Source organism: Pedobacter sp., assembly GCF_965249885.1.
Classification (GTDB): domain Bacteria; phylum Bacteroidota; class Bacteroidia; order Sphingobacteriales; family Sphingobacteriaceae; genus Pedobacter.
In genome coordinates, this window is the sequence record NZ_OZ252254.1 from 3,715,077 (window position 1) to 3,735,638 (window position 20,562).

At 39.7% G+C, this 20,562-nt stretch carries 16 protein-coding genes and 1 tRNA gene; 15 read left to right on the forward strand and 2 right to left on the reverse strand.

Translation table 11 applies throughout. The features are described 5' to 3' along the window. Position 1 precedes the first annotated feature (1 nt). The 9 genes from ACY2A0_RS15815 (at position 2) to ACY2A0_RS15855 (ending at position 11,363) form a co-directional block, all read left to right on the forward strand. Complete coding sequence (locus tag ACY2A0_RS15815; protein WP_461791687.1) at positions 2–661, forward strand: 3-oxoacid CoA-transferase subunit B; 660 nt, start codon at positions 2–4, stop codon at positions 659–661. Positions 662–672: 11 nt separating this feature from the next. After that, positions 673–1,449, forward strand: coding sequence for a 3-hydroxybutyrate dehydrogenase (locus ACY2A0_RS15820; protein WP_461791688.1), 777 nt, complete (start codon positions 673–675; stop codon positions 1,447–1,449). A gap of 7 nt (positions 1,450–1,456) precedes the next feature. Next, a complete protein-coding gene (nagA, locus tag ACY2A0_RS15825; protein ID WP_461791689.1) occupies positions 1,457–2,584 on the forward strand; it encodes an N-acetylglucosamine-6-phosphate deacetylase in 1,128 nt (375 codons plus the stop codon). A 63-nt stretch (positions 2,585–2,647) separates the two neighbouring features. Beyond that, positions 2,648–3,868, forward strand: coding sequence for a sialidase family protein (locus ACY2A0_RS15830; protein ID WP_461791690.1), 1,221 nt, complete (start codon positions 2,648–2,650; stop codon positions 3,866–3,868). 28 nt (positions 3,869–3,896) lie between these two features. Next, positions 3,897–5,081, forward strand: coding sequence for a sialidase family protein (locus tag ACY2A0_RS15835; RefSeq protein ID WP_461791691.1), 1,185 nt, complete (start codon positions 3,897–3,899; stop codon positions 5,079–5,081). Further along, positions 5,078–6,631: a sialate O-acetylesterase gene (locus tag ACY2A0_RS15840; RefSeq protein WP_461791692.1), complete on the forward strand. Its 1,554-nt coding sequence runs from the start codon at positions 5,078–5,080 to the stop codon at positions 6,629–6,631. Before ACY2A0_RS15835 ends, ACY2A0_RS15840 begins: the two co-directional genes overlap by 4 nt. An 80-nt stretch (positions 6,632–6,711) precedes the next feature. Then, positions 6,712–7,824 carry a Kelch repeat-containing protein gene (locus tag ACY2A0_RS15845; protein WP_461791757.1) on the forward strand — a complete coding sequence of 371 codons (1,113 nt, stop codon included), beginning with the start codon at positions 6,712–6,714 and terminating at the stop codon, positions 7,822–7,824. Positions 7,825–7,834: 10 nt separating this feature from the next. Further along, positions 7,835–9,070 carry an MFS transporter gene (locus ACY2A0_RS15850; protein WP_461791693.1) on the forward strand — a complete coding sequence of 412 codons (1,236 nt, stop codon included), beginning with the start codon at positions 7,835–7,837 and terminating at the stop codon, positions 9,068–9,070. A gap of 736 nt (positions 9,071–9,806) precedes the next feature. After that, a complete protein-coding gene (locus tag ACY2A0_RS15855; RefSeq protein ID WP_461791694.1) occupies positions 9,807–11,363 on the forward strand; it encodes a recombinase family protein in 1,557 nt (518 codons plus the stop codon). Here ACY2A0_RS15855 and ACY2A0_RS15860 read toward each other — a convergent pair. Beyond that, positions 11,328–11,403, reverse strand: a tRNA-His gene (locus ACY2A0_RS15860). The genes ACY2A0_RS15855 and ACY2A0_RS15860 overlap by 36 nt on opposite strands. A 207-nt stretch (positions 11,404–11,610) precedes the next feature. Between ACY2A0_RS15860 and ACY2A0_RS15865 the strand changes: the two genes are divergently transcribed. From ACY2A0_RS15865 to ACY2A0_RS15880, 4 genes are read left to right on the forward strand one after another with little or no spacing between them, the layout of a single operon-like run. Then, complete coding sequence (locus ACY2A0_RS15865; protein WP_461791695.1) at positions 11,611–13,101, forward strand: ankyrin repeat domain-containing protein; 1,491 nt, start codon at positions 11,611–11,613, stop codon at positions 13,099–13,101. A gap of 1 nt (position 13,102) precedes the next feature. Continuing rightward, positions 13,103–13,585 (forward strand): DUF2271 domain-containing protein, encoded by a 483-nt coding sequence (locus ACY2A0_RS15870; protein ID WP_461790351.1) that lies wholly within the window; start codon positions 13,103–13,105, stop codon positions 13,583–13,585. A gap of 6 nt (positions 13,586–13,591) precedes the next feature. Then, positions 13,592–15,784 carry a PepSY domain-containing protein gene (locus ACY2A0_RS15875; protein WP_461791696.1) on the forward strand — a complete coding sequence of 731 codons (2,193 nt, stop codon included), beginning with the start codon at positions 13,592–13,594 and terminating at the stop codon, positions 15,782–15,784. Further along, positions 15,784–16,785, forward strand: coding sequence for an FAD:protein FMN transferase (locus ACY2A0_RS15880; RefSeq protein WP_461790353.1), 1,002 nt, complete (start codon positions 15,784–15,786; stop codon positions 16,783–16,785). Before ACY2A0_RS15875 ends, ACY2A0_RS15880 begins: the two co-directional genes overlap by 1 nt. 31 nt (positions 16,786–16,816) lie before the next feature. On the opposite strand, the gene ACY2A0_RS15885 is transcribed toward ACY2A0_RS15880, so the two are convergent. After that, complete coding sequence (locus tag ACY2A0_RS15885) at positions 16,817–17,440, reverse strand: LysE family translocator (protein WP_461790354.1); 624 nt, start codon at positions 17,438–17,440, stop codon at positions 16,817–16,819. A gap of 253 nt (positions 17,441–17,693) precedes the next feature. Between ACY2A0_RS15885 and ACY2A0_RS15890 the strand changes: the two genes are divergently transcribed. Then, positions 17,694–19,124 (forward strand): sugar MFS transporter, encoded by a 1,431-nt coding sequence (locus ACY2A0_RS15890; protein WP_461790355.1) that lies wholly within the window; start codon positions 17,694–17,696, stop codon positions 19,122–19,124. A gap of 153 nt (positions 19,125–19,277) precedes the next feature. Beyond that, complete coding sequence (locus ACY2A0_RS15895; protein ID WP_461790356.1) at positions 19,278–20,558, forward strand: sugar MFS transporter; 1,281 nt, start codon at positions 19,278–19,280, stop codon at positions 20,556–20,558. Positions 20,559–20,562 lie beyond the last annotated feature (4 nt).

The following is a 20,562-nucleotide window of genomic DNA, read 5'->3' on the forward strand; positions in this document are numbered from 1 at the left end:
TATGCTAGATAAACATCAAATAGCGAAGCGCATTGCCAAAGAAATTAAAGATGGCAGCTATGTCAATCTAGGTATAGGCATCCCCACATTGGTGGCAAATTATATACCCGATAGTTTTAATGTCGTGCTTCAGTCTGAAAATGGCTTGTTGGGTATCGGCCCCTTTCCAAAAGAAAGTGATGTAGATGCAGATCTGATCAATGCCGGCAAACAAACCATCAGTATGACGGTAGGTGCTTCACTTTTCAATTCTGCCGACAGTTTTGCCATGATCAGAGGAGGGCACATCGACCTTACCATTCTTGGTGCCATGGAGGTTTCAGAGAATGGAGATATCGCCAATTGGAAAATACCGAATAAACGGGTAAAAGGCATGGGAGGCGCTATGGATTTAGTGGCTTCTGCCAAAAATATTATTGTAGCCATGCAGCATGTCAATAAAGATGGCGATTCTAAGCTGCTAAAAAAGTGCACGCTACCACTTACAGGAAAAAATTGCGTAAAGAGAATTGTAACCGAGCTTGCCGTAATGGATATTGACAGCGAAGGCGGATTTAGATTATTAGAGTATGCGCCGGGGGTAAGCATTGCAGAGATTAAAAAGGCAACGCAAGGCAGACTTGTTGTTGATGATAAGGTTAAAGAAATGGAAATAGCGTAGGGGAGCATCGTATGGATAGAGAAAAAATTGTGTTTATCACCGGGGCGGCCAGTGGCATTGGCCTTGAAATAGCAAGAGCCTTTGCCACAAATGGCCATAAGGTGGTATTGACAGACATAGATTTGGGAAAAATTGAGGAGGTATGTTCTAGTTTGGAAAAAATGAACCTTAAGGTAACGGGCTTTCGATGCGATGTTTCAAGCGAGGCAGATATTATTGACGCCATTGAAAAAACCTTAGCGCTCTTTGGAAGAATTGATGTTGTTATTAACGGTGCAGGGATACAATATGTAGCACCAATTGAAATTTTCCCCACCGATAAGTTTGAGAAATTAATCAAGATCATGTTAGTGGCGCCATTTATCATTACTAAAAATGTATTTCCTGTAATGAAACAACAAAAATGGGGTAGGATCATCAATATTGCTTCCATCAATGGTTTGGTAGGTTTTGCTGGTAAGGCTGCATATAATAGTGCAAAACATGGCGTAATAGGCTTAACCAAAGTTGCTGCTTTAGAAGGAGCCAGTTTTGGTATCACCGTTAATGCACTTTGCCCGGGTTATGTAGATACACCTTTAGTGAGGAACCAATTGGCCGATTTGGCAAGGGAAAGAAGTGTAGCATTAGAAGAAGTACTTAATGAGGTAATTTACTTACTCGTACCACAAAAAAGATTACTAGAAGTAGCAGAGATTACTGACTATGTTATGTTTCTTGCCTCAGAAAATGCAAAAGGTGTAACGGGGCAAGCGGTAGTAATAGATGGAGGTTATGTAGCCCAATAAAAAGAAGATGATGGAGCTTTTGTTAGAGAATTTTAAGTATTACAATAATGAAGATAAGTTAATTGATAACCATTGTCTTTTAATAAAGGATGCTATTATCCAAGATATTTCTAAAGCCAGACCAGAAAACATACCTACTGTTGATATGGGAGGAAATTTAATTACACCCGGATTTGTAGACCTACAAGTAAATGGAGGCAGTGAAGTATTTTTTACAAATGCGATTACTGAAGAAACAGTATTGCAGATGGCCAAAGATCACTTATCGCGAGGAACTACTTCACTGTTGCCCACTTTAGTAAGTACTTCTCAAGAGAACATACTCCATGCGCTAAAAGTTGTTCGAAAATGTATGGCTGATCCAGCAACTGGAATTTTAGGGATGCACTTGGAAGGCCCTTTCATCAACCCTGAGAAAAAGGGAGCTCATAATTCTAAGCATATCAAAATCCCAACCGATGAACAATTAAAGGAAATATTGGAAGCGGGTAGAGGTGTGCTTAAACTATTAACCGTTGCTCCAGAAATTTTGACCGACCAACAAATCGAAATGATACTTTCTTACGATGTGAAGATTTTTGCGGGGCATTCAAATAGCACTTACGAGACTGCCGTCGCCAGTTTTGAGAAGGGGATTATTGGCGTCACCCATCTTTACAATGCCATGTCTGGGCTTACTGGCAGACAGCCCGGGTTATTGGGTGCAGCATTTAATTACGGTGTTTATGCCGGGATCATTGTAGATGGACATCATTGCAACTACGCTGCGGTAAGGTTAGCACATCGTTTAGTTGGCGAGAAGCTGTTTTTGGTATCTGATGCTACCTTCATAGGAGAAAAAAACCTAGAAATGGATGGCATCACATTTATACATGAACCCGGAAGGTATGTAAATGCAAACGGTAATTTGGCAGGGTCCAATATCACCATGGCCGATGCAGTTCGTAATGCAGTAATAAAAGCCGATATACCATTGCCAAAGGCATTAAAAATGGCGTCGCAAGTACCTGCGCTAACAATGGATAACCTAAATATCGGGAAGCTAGAAAAAGGAAGGCGTGCTGATATTGTAGCATTAACCTTAGATGATTTAAAGGTAACTGCAGTAATGCGAAATGGTAAGTTCATCAAATAGTAAAAAAATCTACCATAGATAGAAAAGAATTGCAATAAAAATATAACTTTAATGTATGACATAATGCAAATAAATAAAATGAGAGCAATGTATTCGACCAAAAACCTATTCTTCCTCCTTTTTGCCTGTTTGGTATTTCAGGCCTGCAAAGGAAGCGACGATCCCATCAAGAAAACTGAAACGGATAAAGATGTCATCACGACCATCATACCCTCATCATCAATTACCAAGAAAATGGTTTTTAACGCTGGTGACAATGGTATCCATTCTTATAGAATACCTACGTTAGTAACCACTAAAAATGGCTCATTGCTTTTATTTGCCGAAGCCAGAAAAACAACGTGGAGAGACAAAAGCCCTACAGATATTGTAGTGAAAAGAAGTGCAGATAATGGGCAAAATTGGTCGGCAATGACCTTGTTAACTTCTGGAGGAAACAATGCCTACATGGATCCAACAGCTTTGGTAGATCATACTACTGGTCGTATTTTCCTTTTCTGTACGCTAGTGCCATCAACTGATCAAACTGGTCCAAGTAATACCGCTTGGGTAATTACTTCAGATGATGATGGACTCACTTGGAGTGCTCCAAGAAACGTTACTTCAGAAATTATTGCCCCCGGATTTTACAACTCGGGTTTTGCTCCTGGTTCTGGCCTACAAATGAAGGGCACTACTTATAAAGATAGATTGATCCTGCCTGTTAGACAATCGGATGCTACCAGAACCCGTAATAGAGCAGTATATAGCGATGACCATGGTGCTACTTGGAAAATAGGTAACGAAGCTTTGGATGGTGGCGAATGGCAAATAGCAGAATCTCCATTGAATACCCTTATCAATAACCGTAGGGGAGATGGTAAACGCTATAAAGCAAAGAGCACCAATGGAGGACTTTCTTGGGCTGCATTTACAGAAGATTCGCAGTTAAGAACCGTATCTGGTGGGTGTCAAGGTAGTATTTTGGGCATTGATAAAGTCCTTTTCTATACTGGTCCGGTAGGTGGCCCCGAGAGCGAAACCATGGATAACCGCGGTAACTTGATGATTTATCGCAGCTTCAACGGAGGTGATACTTGGACCAAACAGTTTTTATTGTATGATAAAGCAGCCAGCTACAGCTGTATCACACAACTAAAGGATGGAAGACTAGCCATCGTTTTCGAATCGGCTGATACACCAACCTTTCCTAAAGCTGCTACACGCCCCGCTGGATGGATCCGTTTGGATGTCCTTATTCTACCTAAAGAAGTAGTGTTAGAAGACCACTGGTTTACCAAATAACATAGCTATTACCATTATTAAAATCACCATGCAACTCAGGAAAAAATTCAACAAAAACCTTTTTTTACTTTTATTATTTATAACCAGTAATGCAGTCTTTGCGCAAACCAGCACAGTATTTACCTCTGGAACCGAAGGCCATACCTTTTATAGGATACCCGCAATTGTGGCTTTGCCCGATGGTAAACTATTGGCTTTTGCAGAGGGACGAGTAGATAGCGGAAAAGATTATGGTGATGTAAATATCGTGCTTAAAACAAGTACAGATGGTGGCAGAACTTGGACACCAGTAAGTATCATTGTAGATTATGGTAAAAAACAGGCAGGTAATGCAGCTCCTGTAGTAGACCTACTTGATCCGCAGTTCCCAAAAGGACGTGTCTTTTTGTTCTATAATACAGGTACCAGTAATGAAAAAGACCTAAGAGAGGGCAAAGGCGTTAGGGAGACATGGTACAAAACTTCGGTAGATGGCGGGCAAACTTGGAGCGAAGCGGTAAATATTACCAGCAGTGTACATAAGCCCAACGAACCTGAGTTTAATCCGGCTTACGTAGCACCAGAAGATTGGCGTGTATCTGCAAATACACCAGGACACGCCATGCAGTTTAGCCAAGGCAAATTCAAAGGACGCCTGTACGTTGCTGGTTACCACTCAGAAGGCGCACCAAAAGCAAATGCCGAAGAGTACGCGGCACATGGTTTTTATAGTGATGACCATGGCAAAACCTTCAAGCTAAGCGATAACATTCCATTACCCGGAAGCAATGAAGCTACTGCGGCCGAATTGACCGATGGACACCTGATTTTTAATGCCCGTAACCAACGCAGAGATGTAAAGGCCCGAATTGTAGCTTACAGTGCTGATGGTGGTCAAGTTTGGGACACCGCCTACATTGATAAAAACCTGCCTGATCCAGTTTGTCAGGCTAGTATTTTAAACATAGGATTTAAAAGGGGCAAGGCCATATTAGCTTTCTGTAATGCGGCAGATACCATGAAAAGAGATAATCTTACCCTAAGAATAAGCTACGACCATGGCAAAACTTGGGCCATCTCTAAAACCATAGATAATAAGTTGGCAGAAGGAAAAAGAGACAATGCCGCCTATTCAGACATGGTTAAAATGGGTAAAAGCAAAATAGGCGTGCTTTACGAAAAAGATTATTACTCGAAGATTTTGTTTACCGTAGTAGATTGGAAGAAAAAATGAGAAAGATCAAGTACATATTACTGATCGGCGTAGTCTATTTTTTATCGGCCTATAAAGGTTTTGCACAACTTACACTTCCAGCCATTTTTACCGACAGCTTGGTATTACAACGTAAAATGCCAATACCCGTATGGGGACAAAGTAATTGTAAAAATTGCGAGCTCGAGGTAGTATTGGCACAGACAAAAGTTAAAGCCAAAACCAATGCTAAGGGAGAATGGATGGTTCGTCTTCCGGCAATGGAAGCAGGAGGGCCATACAAACTCAAAATAAAAGACAAACTTAGTTCGCTAGAGCTAAAAGATGTGCTCATTGGCGAAGTTTGGCTATGTTCTGGTCAGTCTAACATGGAGTGGATGCTCAGACAAGCTACAGGAGGTAAGGAAGCTGCAGCTGCTGCAAACGATAGCGAAATGAGACTGTTTAATATGGCTGCAATAAAAGAATTAAGGCCAGTAGGTGGTAAATCATACACGACTCAAATGCTCGAGCAGATGAAAGCCAAACAATTTTACCAGAAAACACGGTGGGTAGAAGCCAAAACAGCCACTGCAAGTAATTTCTCCGCGGTAGCCTATTATTTTGGAAAACAACTTAGAAACCAGCTAAAAGTTCCCGTTGGGTTAATCTGTAATGCAATTGGAGGTACCTCTACGCAGGCCTTTATCAGTAATGAAGCCCTAAAGTCGCACCCTCAATTGGTTCAGTTTACAAAACAGAGTAATGGCAAACCTTGGCTTAGCACAGCTAAAGAAATACATCCCTGGTTGTTGGAGCGCATTACTGAAAACCTTAAAAATTTTAAAGATGATGGCGTAGAGATTTACCCTCATCCATTTGCACCTTCTTATCTATATGAAACAGGTGTAAAGCCCTTAATCCCTTATGCAATTGCAGGCGTAATTTGGTATCAGGGAGAATCAAATACCACCTTTGCCGAGGTACATGACGAGTTATTTACGGCCTTGGTAGAAAGTTGGAGAAACAAATGGGCACAAGGTGATTTCCCTTTCTACTTTGTGCAGTTACCTAAAATTGCCGACCGCAGAAGATGGCCAGATTTTAGAGAAAGCCAACGCAGATTAAGTGAGTCGTTAACAAATGTAGGCATGGCCGTAACTATAGATATGGGCGATTCGACAGATGTACATCCTCGAGAAAAGAAAACTGTTGGCGAGAGATTGGCACTTATTGCACTCGAAAAGAAATATAGCTTGCCTATCATTAGTTCGGGCCCGGTAATGAAAACGTATGAGCTAAAAGGTGATAGTTTGGAGATTTATTTTGAGCATGCCAAACAGCTGCGCACCAACGATGAAAAAACGGTGAAGGGATTTGTAGTACACGGCTATCAAAATGGAAGCAAAGAAAAGATATTCGATTTGGAAAATATCAAACTTGTAGGAAATAAACTCATTGCCGTTCTTCCAAAACAGATCATGCCTTTTCGTATCAGCTATGCTTGGGCGCCTTATCCAGATTGCAACTTGGTTAACGAGGCTGGAATTCCGGCTTCTCCCTTTAAAATAGAGATACCAGGAGATAAATAATGAGATTTTTAACTTTTTTTTCAGGTTTTTATAGACGGATTTTTTTTATCTGCTTTTGTTTAAGCCAAATAACAACTATGATGAGTTTAGACTTTGTATCTGCACAGCAGAATGTAATAGACAAAATAGATTGGCGCATAGCTGGAGAGCTGCCTAGTACCAATCCTCTCAAAGAACAATTGGGTTTAGCGGGACCACTTGCTGGAGTTTTAAATGACAGACTGCTCATTGCTGGTGGTGCAAATTTTCCCGACAAAATGCCTTGGTTGGGTGGTGCAAAGCATATTTATAATGATATTTATCTGTTCGAAAAAGATAGTAGGGGTACTTTAACGTCATTGCCTTGTGAACAGCAGTTGCCTTTCAAGGTAGCTTACTGTACATCTGTTACAACAGATAAGGGGCTGCTTATGATTGGCGGCGAAACAGAAGAAGGCTTGTCGAATAAAGTGGTTTTAGTACAATTCGATAGAGACCAAAGCGCATTGCTGTTCAAGAACATGCCCACCTTACCTTTTGCTGTAGCCAATGCCGCTGCTGTAGTTATAAAAAATAAAGTGTATTTGGCTGGCGGCGAAACTGCAGAGCTACAGGTGTCTGATCAGCTGCTCGTGTTAGATCTAAACCAACTTGATAAAGGATGGTATCAAGCTGCCCGTTTACCTAAGCCTTTGTCGCACCTTATGCTGACTGGAAACGCCAATCATCTTTATGTAATGGGAGGAAGAAAGCGCAATCTGGGCCAGTTAAGTGTGTTTTCTTCTGCAGCTTTTGTTTATGATATTGATGAAGATAAATGGCAGAAAAAACACGAATTGCCTTATGCGCTCTCGGCAGGTACTACAGCTTTGGTAGGAGATCATATTTTTCTTTTTGGTGGCGATAAAGGACATACTTTTCACAAGGCAGAAACCATCATCAATGCCATGGCTTTAGAGCCTGATAGTTTGAAAAAGGAAGTGCTCAACCAAATTAAAGTAGATATTCAAAGTACACATCCCGGTTTCAGCGACGAGGTGCTATGTTATCATCTTATCGAAGATACTTGGACTACAATGGGCTCCATAAAATTTAGACCACCAGTAACTACACAGGCCATTTCATGGGGAAATTTCATTTATCTGCCTACTGGAGAAGTTAGAGCGGGAGTAAGAACACCAAAAATTTTGAAAGCCGAAATCAACTACAAATAGAAAAATAAACATGAAGAATTCTAAATACTACCCATGGATTGCTGTGGGGCTATTATGGGTAGTGGCATTACTTAATTATATGGACAGGCAAATGCTGTCTACCATGAGACCCTCTATGCAGATAGATATCATAGAACTGCAAACAGCAACCAATTTCGGACGATTGATGGCCGTATTTCTTTGGATCTATGGATTAATGAGCCCGCTTTCTGGTATCATCGCCGATAAATTTAACCGAAAAAACTTGATTGTAGGCAGCCTCTTCATTTGGTCTTTGGTAACCTTTGCAATGGGCTATTGCACTACATTTAGTCAGCTTTATGCGCTTAGGGCGGTAATGGGCATTAGCGAAGCACTGTATATTCCTGCCGCTTTATCCTTAATTGCAGATTTACACTCTTCAAAATCGAGGTCTTTAGCTATTGGTATACACATGACAGGGTTATACGTGGGGCAAGCCTTGGGTGGTTTTGGGGCAACTATTGCCGCAAGTTTTTCATGGAAAACAGCATTCCATAGTTTCGGTATGTTTGGTATGTTGTACGCTGTGGTTTTAATTTTGCTATTGAGAGATACTAAAAAAGAAACATCTCAAGCAAATAGAGCCGATACTAAGCTACCAGTTTTTAAAATCTTATCTCGTTTGTTCTCCAATATTGCTTTTTGGGTAATACTGTTCTATTTTGCTGTACCGAGTTTGCCAGGTTGGGCCGTAAAAAATTGGCTGCCAACCATGTTCTCAGATAAATTAGGCTTGGATATGTCTAAAGCTGGACCGCTATCCACCATTACTATTGCTGTATCTTCATTTATCGGTGTTATTTTCGGGGGAATGTTGTCGGATAGATGGGTGCAGAAGAATGTGAAAGGCAGGGTATTTACCAGTGCTATTGGCATGGGGCTTACCATACCTGCAATTCTGTTGATTGGTTTTGGTACTTCAACCTTGCATATTGTTGGCGCAGCATTTTGCTTTGGTTTTGGCTACGGCATGGCCGATGCTAATTTTATGCCTATTCTTTCCCAGTTTATCGATTCTAGGTTTAGAGGCACTGCCTACGGAATAATGAATATGGTTGGCGTATTTGCAGGTGCTTTTATTACCGACCTCTTGGGTAAATCTACAGACCAAGGCGCTTTGGGCAGCGACTTCGCCATGCTGGCGGCAATTGTTTTTGTGGCACTCGCAGTGCAATTATATTTTCTAAAGCCAGTAAGTCGAGATTTTACAGAAGCCGGTAATTAGGTTAACTTAGCAAGATATCCTACTAGAGAATTATAAATTAGATTTTTCCTTAGTAGGGTATTATTATGTGCTATTCGCCAATTTCCCTAAATCGGGATAAAATATTTCGAAAATTGTTCAGTAAAGACCACTTTTCCGGACAAAATTTTAAGTTGGTTCGATGTAAAATGGCAAGCGGCGAAGTTTTGCATATTTTTCTGATTTTTCTTGCTAGTTTAGCAAAATGAAGTGTGCATGATGGTCGGGATTTTACATCCCGACCTCACATAGATTTATTTTTTAGAATTGAGCTTTCTGCCCTTTAAAGTGATTTTTTGATGCTCTAAGTGTCTATGGAAAACGGGTTCATCGAGCTTTGAAATCTTTATAAGACTGGCCAATAGCAGGTTCGGGTCTACTATATCATTGGGTACCATGTTTCAACTGTTTATCTAAGAAGTCATATTTTAAAAGTACTCTACTAGAGATACGAAACTGTTTAAATGCTCGAAGTTTGTGAAAAAACTTAAGAGAATGTTGCCAAAATACAGAAACGAGAAGTTTACGCTCACTCCAGTCAAAGCACAAAGAATATTAGCACAGCATGGTACGGAACTAAGTCTTGAAGATGCCGAAAAAATGTTGGAATTGTTACGGAAATTGTGTAAATTGTCTGTGAACGAAATATTTAACAATACTTCCGTTCCACTCAATCAAGTCCCAATCAAGGGAAAAGTTTAATCTTTAATTTATTACAATGCAGGTAGCAGATTTGTATGTGCGCGTCAGTACTGACGAGCAGACTAAAGGCTATTCGCCCAGAAGTCAAGAAGCAGTATTGAGGCAATACTGCGAGCTGAGAAACATCAGCGTACGGAATGTCTTCTATGAAGACTACACCGCTAAACATTTTAACCGCCCTGAGTGGCGGAAGATTATGGTAATTCTGCGGAAACAAAAAGGTAATACAAATTTATTGTTATTTACCAAATGGGACCGCTTTAGCCGTAATACTTCAGACGCTTATCAGATGATTAACACCCTGAAAAACTTAGGGGTTGAACCTCAGGCGGTCGAACAACCATTAGATTTATCTGTCCCCGAAAACAAGATGATGCTAGCCATTTATCTCACTGCTCCAGAAATCGAAAATGATAGGAGAGGCCTTAATACCAAGGCTGGAATTAGACAGGCTAAAAAAGAGGGACGTTATATGGGTAAAGCTCCTAGAGGTTATATTAATAAGACTTACGAAAATGGAAGGAGATATATTGATATTAATGAACCAGATGCTGGTATTATGAAATGGGTATTCGAGGAATTGAGCGAAGGTGTCTATTCTTCTGAATCAGTTATGAAGATGGCAAACAGCAAAGGGCTCAACATAGACAAGAATACTTTCTTAATTACAATTAGAAATCCAGTTTATTGTGGGAAGATCAGGGTCCCTGCCTATGGAGATGAACCAGCACATCTTGTGGCGGGATTGCATACTGCCCTAATAACAGAAAATCTTTTCTACAAAGTTCAGGACATACTTGACGGACGCTCTAAGCATCTAACTGGTATTCCGATCGCTACACCGAAAGATTTGCCATTGCGTAATTTTATCCAGTGTAATAGATGTACTAGAATGCTTACGGGAAGTGCATCAAAGGGTAGGAATACTTATCGCGTCTATTATCACTGTCGATCATCTTGTGGGGTTCGCTATCGTGCCGAGGACGTTAATGGTGCATTTATGGACGAACTAACAAAATTTGTTCCTCGTGCAGGCTATGCAAAACTTTTTGTAGAGGGTATTACGGAGGCTTATGATAACCAGCATAGAGCCATAAAGGAAGAAAGAGATTTATTGGTCAATCAGATCAATGAAGCCAATAGAAAGATGGATGTAGCAAGAGAGCTAATGCTCTTAGGAGAACTTGAATCCAGTGAATACAGAAGGATAAAAGAAGACAACGGTTCGAAAATAACACGTTTGGAGATTAGCTTAAATGAGATAAACGTACACAGGTCGAACCAGAATAGTATCAGAAAACTTGCTCAGGAAGCTGTAAATGCACTTTTGGAAGTTGATAAACTATATGATATTGCCTCTACACCTGCAAAAAGATATCTAGTAGGGCTCTTGTTTCCAGAAAAAATGACCTATTCAGATGGTGCCTGTCGAACCGGTCGACTCAACAAGGCTGCTGAGTTAATCTATATGGAAAACAAAGAGTTACGGGCAAAAAAAATGGGGCAAAAACCTTTTGAAAAGTCTTTGCCCCATAAAGGGTGGAATATGGGGCTCGAACCCACGACCTCCTGAACCACAATCAGGCGCTCTAACCGACTGAGCTAAAACCACCGTGTTTTTGAGAGCTACAAAAGTACGGTTTTTAAATCTTCTTGCAAATATTTTTTTAATTTCTGCGTGATTTTTAAGCAAATATTTATCAATCAATAGCTTATAAGAGTGAAACGCAAAATTTAAAAATTAAAAAAATTATTATGTAGATTTAGTCTAAATAAGTAAGTTTGCACCAGTCAATTTAATGATTTAGTTATCCAACATAATGAAACGAGTAATTTTCTTTACCGCACTAATGTTCGCTTTTATTATAACAAAAGCACAAAATAAAAATACTTTACTTCAAGCCGACTTCTGGAAACAAAAACCTAATCTAGAAGCTGTTCAGGCTGAAGTAGCCAACGGCAATAACCCAGCCGAGATGGATGCCAGGTCTTTTGATCCCACTACTTTGGCCATCAACAATGCTGCATCTACTGATGTAATAACTTATTTGGTTGAGCAAAAAGGCAATAATGTTGCTAAAGTAACACACGATAGCCGCATTTATTTGCACTGGGCGGCCATGAGAGGTAATGTAGAAGTGGTACAGTATCTCCTTTCGAAAGGAGCTGATGCAAATACTGAAGACAGCGGCGGTAATGTGCCAATTGTTTTTGCGGTAAACGGCGGACAAAAGAATTTGGCTGTTTATGATGCTTTCTTTAAAGCCGGTGTGGATGTGAAGAAAAAATATAAAGGCGGTGCAAACTTATTACTTTTAGCGGTTGCTAATGATGCTGATTTAAGTCTTACCAACTATTTTGTTTCTAAGGGATTGTCGTTAAATGATGCGGATGCTGAGGGAAGTACAGCCTTTGATTACGCTGCGAAGAGTGGTAACATAGATTTGTTAAAGAAGCTGTTGGAAAAAGGTGTAAAACCAACTAATAACGCTTTGATTTTTGCCTCGCAGGGTGGACGTGGAACCGCTGCGACGATTGACGCTTATAAATACTTGGTTGAGGAATTGAAACTTAAACCTGCTTACATTAACAAAAGTGGCAATAATGTTTTACATGCCATTGTACGTAAGCCAAACCAAGACGAAATCATCAAATATTTTCTGGAAAAGGGAGTCGACGTTAATAAAATCAATACCGATGGAGCAAGTCCACTAATGAATGCTGCGGCTGGAAGAAATGTTCAAGTGATTGAACTGTTGTTACCTAAAGTGAAGAATATCAATACTGTTAATGAAAAAGGGGAGAGTGCGTTAAGCTTCGCGGTATCGACTGGCAGTCCTGAAGTGGTAGCTTTATTATTGGGAAAAGGTGCTGACGTTAATTTATTAGATAAAGATGGGCACAACTTGGCTTATTTAGCGGTAGCAAATTATCGTCCCAACAATTTACCTAATGGCAAAGATGAACTGACCGAAAAATTAGAGTTACTGAAAAATAAGGGCTTAAATTTAACAGCTCCTCAAAAAGACGGTAGCACATTGTATCATGCTGCCATTGCAAAGTTGGATATCAATTTGATCAAAAAGCTGAGCGATTTGAAAATTGACATCAACGCAAAAAATAAGGAAGGTTTAACCGTTTCGCATCGAGCAGCGCTACTTGCTAAAAACGATGAAATGTTGAAATACCTCCTAAGTTTAGGTGCAGATAAAACGATAAAAACTGAGTTTGGTGAAACTGCTTATGATTTGGCTAAGGAAAACGAATTTCTAGCTAAAAAGAATATATCTTTGGACTTTTTAAAGAACTAACATGAAATCACTTCTTAAAATTTTTATTTTAGGTATCCTATTAAGTGCGGCTAATCAAGCGCTAGCGCAAACTTCAAAATATAAATGTATGCTGCAAATGAACGGTTATACCGGCGAACCAGCTTACGTTTCAGTGTCTTTGATCAATCCTAAAGGCGATTACGAAAAAACGCTTTATGTGATGGGAAAAGACAAAAAATGGTACAATAGTTTAAAAGAGTGGTTCAAGTTTTTTAATAAAACCAAGAATGTAAATGCCAAAACTGGAGCTTCGGTAGCTGGTGGTGATCGGGCGATGGTCAACATCGAAATCAATGATGCTATTTTAGATAAAGGCTATAAGATTCGTTTTGAAACAGCTGTAGAAGATCAAAAATATTATGCTACGGATGTTGAAGTTCCCGCAACTACGGAAGCGCTAGCCGGAAAAGCAGATGGCAGCGGCTACATTAAATATATTCGTTTTAGCAAAGTACAACCTTAATTTATAATGACCTTATCCATTTGGCGTTATGCCCATTTGGCCCTGGCATTAATTTCGTCACTTTTTATAGTTATGGCATCAGTTACTGGTGTCATACTGGCTGTTGATGCTGCTCAAGAAAACACCCTGCCTTTCAAAACTGCTGGGTTTGATGAGGTTACTTTGTCGCAGTCTATCCCGGTTTTAAAACAGAAATTTCCTGAAATAACCGAAATCAACGTAGACCATAATGGCTTCGTTACTTTAAAAGGTTTTGATGATGAAGGCAATGAAATAGATGCTTACGTTAATCCTAAAACAGCACAAATTTTAGGCAAACCAATCGAAAAAAGTAGCTTCATCCAATGGATAACAGCGTTTCACCGTTCCTTATTTTTAAAGGAAACAGGCAGGTGGATTATTGGAGTAGTGTCGTTTCTGCTGATTTTCATCGCTTTATCGGGAATGGCTTTAGTGATACAGCGGCAACGTAGTGTCGCTAAGTTTTTCAAAAAAGTAGTGAAGGAATATTTTGCGCAGTACTACCACGTTATCACGGGTAGGATCATGCTAATTCCTGTACTGCTCATCGCCATTAGCGGTACTTATCTTTCAATGGTACACTTGCATTTGTTGCCCGAGTTCAAAGTAAATCATCAAGTAGAGGCCATTTCCAATACAAATGCAGAAGGTTCTGCGGTTAATTCTGAATTATTCAAGTCGGTAAAGTTGGGGGACGTTAAGAAAATAGAGTTCCCATTTGCTGAAGATCCCGAGGAACACTATGCCATTAAATTAGAAGAGCGAGAGCTGGTAGTGGATCAGTTTAGCGGCCAAGTGCTAAGCGAAGTCCGTTATCCGAGTACGGTAATTTTGGAGGATTTAAGCCTTGATTTACACACCGGTAGGGGAAATCTAGTTTGGGCGGTTGTCTTGGCCATCGCTTCGCTGAATATTTTGTTCTTCGTTTATTCGGGTTTTGCCATTACACTCAAGCGCAGGTCTACCAAAATCAAGAATAAGCATGGCCTTAACGACGCTGAAATTATTTTGCTAGTAGGTTCTGAAAACGGTAACACCCTGCGTTTCGCTAATGCAGTTCATCAACAATTATTGGCAAAGGGACAAGCCTCTTATCTGCTCCAGCTGAACCAATATCAAGTTTTTCCAAAGGCGAAACATTTATTGATATTTACTTCTACCTACGGTTTAGGAGATGCGCCTTCAAACGGTGATAAATTCTTGTCACTACTTGAAAAGTATCCTCAGCAACAAAAAGTTGATTTTTCGGTGCTTGGTTTTGGTTCACATGCCTATCCTGATTTTTGCAAATTCGCTATTGAGGTTGACGATAAATTAGCTAGCCAATCTTGGGCAAATCGCTTACTCCAACTACACACCGTTGATGATAAATCTGCCATACAGTTTGTGGATTGGATAAAAAATTGGAATGACGCAACTGAAATCGATTTAGCTACTACACCTGCGCTATACGCTAAAAAACCAAGAGGCTTGCGTAAAATGATGGTGCTAGATAAGTCGGAGGTTACCGATCAGGAACATACCTTTTTGCTAACCCTACAAGTTCCAACTGGTTTAAGATTTACTTCGGGAGATTTACTAGCCATTTATCCTTCGGATGATGCAAAGGAACGTTTGTATTCTATCGCCAAAATCAATGGGAATATACAGTTGGTAGTCAAGCTGCATCCAAACGGTTTGGGCTCTACTTATTTAAACGATTTAAAGATAGGCCAAACGTTCAAAGCTCGGTTGGTCAATAATACGTCTTTTCATTTTCCGAAATCAAAAAGAGTTGCTTTAATTGCCAACGGAACAGGTATTGCGCCTTTTTTAGGGATGATTAGTCAAAACACCAAACATGCAGAAATGAAACTGTATGCAGGTTTCCGTAATGAAACATCACTAATTAAAAAGCACCTCGAATTTTTAGCTCATCATTTGAAACAGCAAAAATTGAATGATTTTCAAATTGCGTTTTCACGTGAGCAAAACCAATGTTATGTGATGGATTTGATTAGAAAAGATGCATCAGGTTTGGCTGATTTATTAAAGCAGGGCGGTGTAATTATGATTTGTGGTTCGCTACAAATGCAACAGGATGTTGAGAAAGTGCTTGATGAAATCTGCTTGGAAAATAACGGTGTGAATTTAGCTGAATACAAGGCAAAAGGACAATTACTAACGGATTGTTATTGATGAAAATTAAACTGTCACTGTTATCATTGTTGATGCTGACTTGTTGCGTTAGCGTGCAGGCGCAGGTACAATTGCATCGTGCTGTTACTTTGATGGGAAGCCGCTTTGACATCACAATTGTTGCTACGGATTCTGCAAATGCCAACCAAAGTATCAATGAAGTGATAGCAGAAATCGACAGAATTGAGCGCTTAATTTCCGATTGGAAGCCTGATTCTCAAATTTCCGAAGTAAATAAAAACGCAGGTGTGAAGCCGGTTAAGGTAGATCGAGAAGTGTTTGAACTCACGCAACGGTCGCTTCACTTCTCTAGATTAACAAAAGGCGCATTTGACATCAGCTACGCTGCCATGGATAAAATTTGGCGCTTTGATGGTAGCATGAAACAGATGCCGAGCGATCAGGAAATTAAAAAATCGGTAGCGAATGTAGGTTATCAAAATGTGGTGTTGGATAGTGCCAATTGTACTGTTTTTCTCCGCAAAGTTGGGATGAAGATTGGATTTGGTGCTACAGGTAAAGGATACGCTGCGGATAAAGGAAGGGCTTTGATGCAGGCTAAAGGGGTTAAAGCTGGTATTGTAAATGCGTCTGGAGATATGTCGACTTGGGGAAGTCAGCTCAACGGAAAACCTTGGCTTGTTGGCTTAACCAATCCCTTTGCTGAAGAGGAAAATATCAGTTTGCTGAAACTAAATACGGAGGCCGTAGTGACTTCTGGAAGCTACGAAAAGTTTGTGATGTTTGGAGGCAAAAGGTATGCGCATATTATCAATCCAACTACGGGTTATCCAGCTTCGGGGCTAATTAGTGCCACGGTGATAGGTCCCAGCGCAGAGCAAGCCAATGGATTCAGTACTTCAATCATGGTGTTGGGTAAAGATGCTGGAATAGATTTGATTAAGAAATTTCCCACATATGCTTATTTGCTGATCACCGACCAGGGCGAGGTAATCAAATCGCCGAATTTTAAGTTTAAGGTAAAGAAGCGATTGAAGTAAGTTTTCTTACCAAGTTAATCTAACTTTACTATCAAGCGTAAAACCTGAAATAAGTCTTTATAATTAACCATATGGCAAAGCCGATGATTACGAGACCGGCAATTTTGTTCAGTTTTTTTAGCGTATTTTCTTTAATTCGATACCTTAATTTACTCGCATAGAATGTTTTAAGAGCATCTATAGATAGCTGAGTGGCCATCGCAATTAAAAAACAAAGTATCCTCTCGGCCATGGTTGGCAGCTTTACCGAAATAATACCGCTCACAATTACCCAAAACATTAGCGTGGAAGGAGTGAGGATACACATCAGAAAACCTTTGATGACATAGCCACGTTTGCTCACTTTAATGCTATCGGCTTCCGAATAATTGATTTTAACGTTAGATAACAAATAATAAAGTCCAATCCCGACAATAAAAATACCGCCAATTATCCCAACATATTTATCAAACTCCTCTTGATATTCGACAAACTGAGAGCCAAATAGAATGATGCTGATGAGGATTAAATCGCTAACGATTACCCCAGAAGCCAAGGAAAAGCCTGCCTTAAAACCTTTTTCTATACTAGTTTTAATCATGGCAAAGAATACAGGCCCCGTCACGAAAGAAGAAATAAGCCCCGCCCCAATACCTAAAATGATTGCTTCGAACATGTATTACTTTGGTAATTTCTGCTAATATGCAATTTTAAGCTTTAAAACCTTAATTTTTATTCAGTTTTTACAAATCATCTCAGCAAAGTGAACAGGCAAAGCGCTATTTAAAGCAAGTGCATTTGAAGCAATATGCATGACTATTAGCTTCTTAAATATCCGACATGTTAAAGTGTAGAAAGTACACTATTGATTTGGAAAAAAATAACTATGTTTAGTGCAAATTTTTCAAACCTTAAATTATAAACCAAATATGGAACAAAACGTTAAAACCAATTGGGCGCAGTTTATCCCGTTAGCAACTGTGTTTTTCTTTTGGGGCTTCGTTGCAGCAAGTAACGACATTCTCATCCCAGTTTTTAAAGAAGCCTTTACACTTTCACAATTCGAAAGTCAGCTAGTATCATTTGCGTTCTACATCGCTTACACGGTTGGTTCACTGATCTATATCGGCGTTTCAGCAGCTATGAAAACAGATTTAATTAATAAACTGGGCTATAAAAACAGTTTAGCATTAGGCTTAGGGATATCTGCAGTAGGTACGTTATTGTTCTATCCGGCAGCAAATTTGGGGTCGTTTCCTTTAATGCTTTCGGGATTATTTATAGTAGCACTTGGTTTTTCATTACAGCAAACGGTAGCTAATCCATTAGCTATTGCGCTTGGTCCTATTAAAACCGGTTCGCAACGTTTAACAATGGCAGGGGGTATCAATAACTTGGGTACTACAATTGGACCGCTAATCGTGAATATTGCCATTTTTGGTTCAGCAGTACATGCTTCAAATAACTTAGATATACAGAGTGTTAAAATTCCTTATTTGGTTTTAGGTGCCGCTTTCCTATTGGTAGCTATTTTCTTGAAATTCTCTCCGCTACCTGATAGACCGGCTATTGTAGAAGCTGATAAAGAAGAAGCGAGTGGTAGAAGCTCGGCGCTAAAATATCCGCAATTGGTTTTAGGGATGATCGCCATTTTTGTGTATGTAGGTGTTGAGGTATCAACCGCGAGTAATTTACCAGAGTACATGATTAAAAACTTGGGCTTTACTACTGCACAAGTTGCTCCTTATATTTCTTTGTATTGGGCCAGTATGATGATTGGTAGATGGACAGGTGCAGTGGAAGCTTTTACAGATAGCCCTAGCTTGAGACAAGTGTTAAGATTTGTTGCGCCGTATTTAGCGTTTGGTGTTTTCTTGGGTGTAAACGCTTTATTTAATCACGATTTAGCACCGTTTTATGTTTATGGTTTAATCATTTTAGTATTAATTGCTGCCGATATTTTAAGCAAAGGAAATCCTGCTAGAATGTTATTGATCTTCTCGTTAATTGGTATCCTGGCATTACTTACCGGTATGTTCACCGACGGAATGGTAAGCGTTTATGCTTTCACTAGTGTAGGTTTGTTCTGTAGTACACTTTGGCCTTGTATTTTCACCTTAGCAGTAAGCGGATTGGGTAAAAACACCAGTCAGGGTAGTAATTTCTTAATTATGATGATTATGGGCGGTGCCATCATTAGTCCTTTGCAAGGTTTAGTGGCAGGCGTAATCGGTATACAATACAGTTATGTCGTTGGAATTTTATGCTTCTGTTATTTGGTGTTCTATGCTTTAAGAGCCAGTAGCATTTTAAAAGCTCAGGGAATCAACTTCGATCAAAAGCTATCTGGAGGACATTAAGCTTCTTCTTGAAAATCTTTTTAAACCCCGACTTGGAAATGTCGGGGTTTTTTGTTTCAATCAAACGTTTGCGGAATTTTTAGTTTTTAATTTTATTTAAAAATTCAGAGCTTTTGGCTATGTTAGGTGAAAATTTCAACACAAACCAAACTAATGATATCCAATTCCGCTAAAAACCGTACGGCTTTAATGCCAATGCTAATTTGCTGTGCCCTTTTCTTTATTTTAGGCTTTGTTACTTGGGCCAATGGTTCACTAATTCCATTTGCTAAGAAAGCATTCAGTTTAGAAACCGATTTGCAAGCTTACCTGGTGACTTTCGCATCTTACATTGCTTATTTCTTTTTAGCTATTCCAAGTTCTTGGATATTGAAAAAAATAGGGTTTCATAATGGCTTGGTTGCAAGTTTATTGGTTTTGGGACTGGGATCTTTACTTTTTATTCCAGCGGCCGAGAAAAGTAGTTATGTATTGTTCTTAGCTGCCATATTTGTGCAAGGTTCGGGTATGGCATTATTGCAAACGGCAGTAAATCCTTATTTGAGTATCATTGGGCCTATTGAAAGTGCAGCGCAACGAATTTCTATTGCAGGCTTTTGTAATAAAACTGCCGGAATGGTGGCGCCGTTGGTGTTAAGTACATTACTATTGAAAGGAGCTAATGCTGCTGAAGCTAAATTGGCTCAGGCTAGTTCGGCGGTGGAAAAGCAAGCCATTTTGGATGAATTATTGAACCAACTTCATGCGCCTTATATTTCATTAGCGGTGGTTTTGGCAATTTTTGCATTGGTGCTCAAATTCGTGAAACTTCCAGAAGTGAATGCGGAAGAAGATACCGAAAAAGAAAATTCAACAAACAGTTCTATTTTTGCTTACCCGCATTTGTTTTTAGGTGCTTTGGCTATCTTCTTTTGTGTGGCGGTAGAGGTAATGGCGGGTGATATCATCGGTACTTACGCCAGACAGTTGGGTACAGTGCCGCAAATTTTTAGGGATAATGCCACCGCATTCACCTTAGGTTTTATGTTGTTAGGATATTTGATCGGCATTGTTGCAATCCCGAAGTTCATTAGCCAACAGGCTGCTTTAAGAGTTTGTACTACGGTTGGCATATTGTTTACTGTACTGTCGGTATTTACCACGGGTGTGGTTTCTTTCTGGTTCGTAGCGATGTTAGGATTGGCTAATTCTTTAATGTGGCCTGCTATATTTCCGTTGGGTATTAAGGGCTTAGGTCAACATACTAAAACAGGTTCTGCTATCATGATTATGGGTATTGCCGGTGGTGCCATTTGGCCTTTGGTTTACGGTTTCATGAAAGATGAACTAAAAGTAGATTTCCAACACGCATTTTTATACGCAATGTTGCCAGCTTACCTTTATATTGTTTACTTTGCAACAAAAGGACATAAAGCAGGTGCAAAAAATAGATAAACCA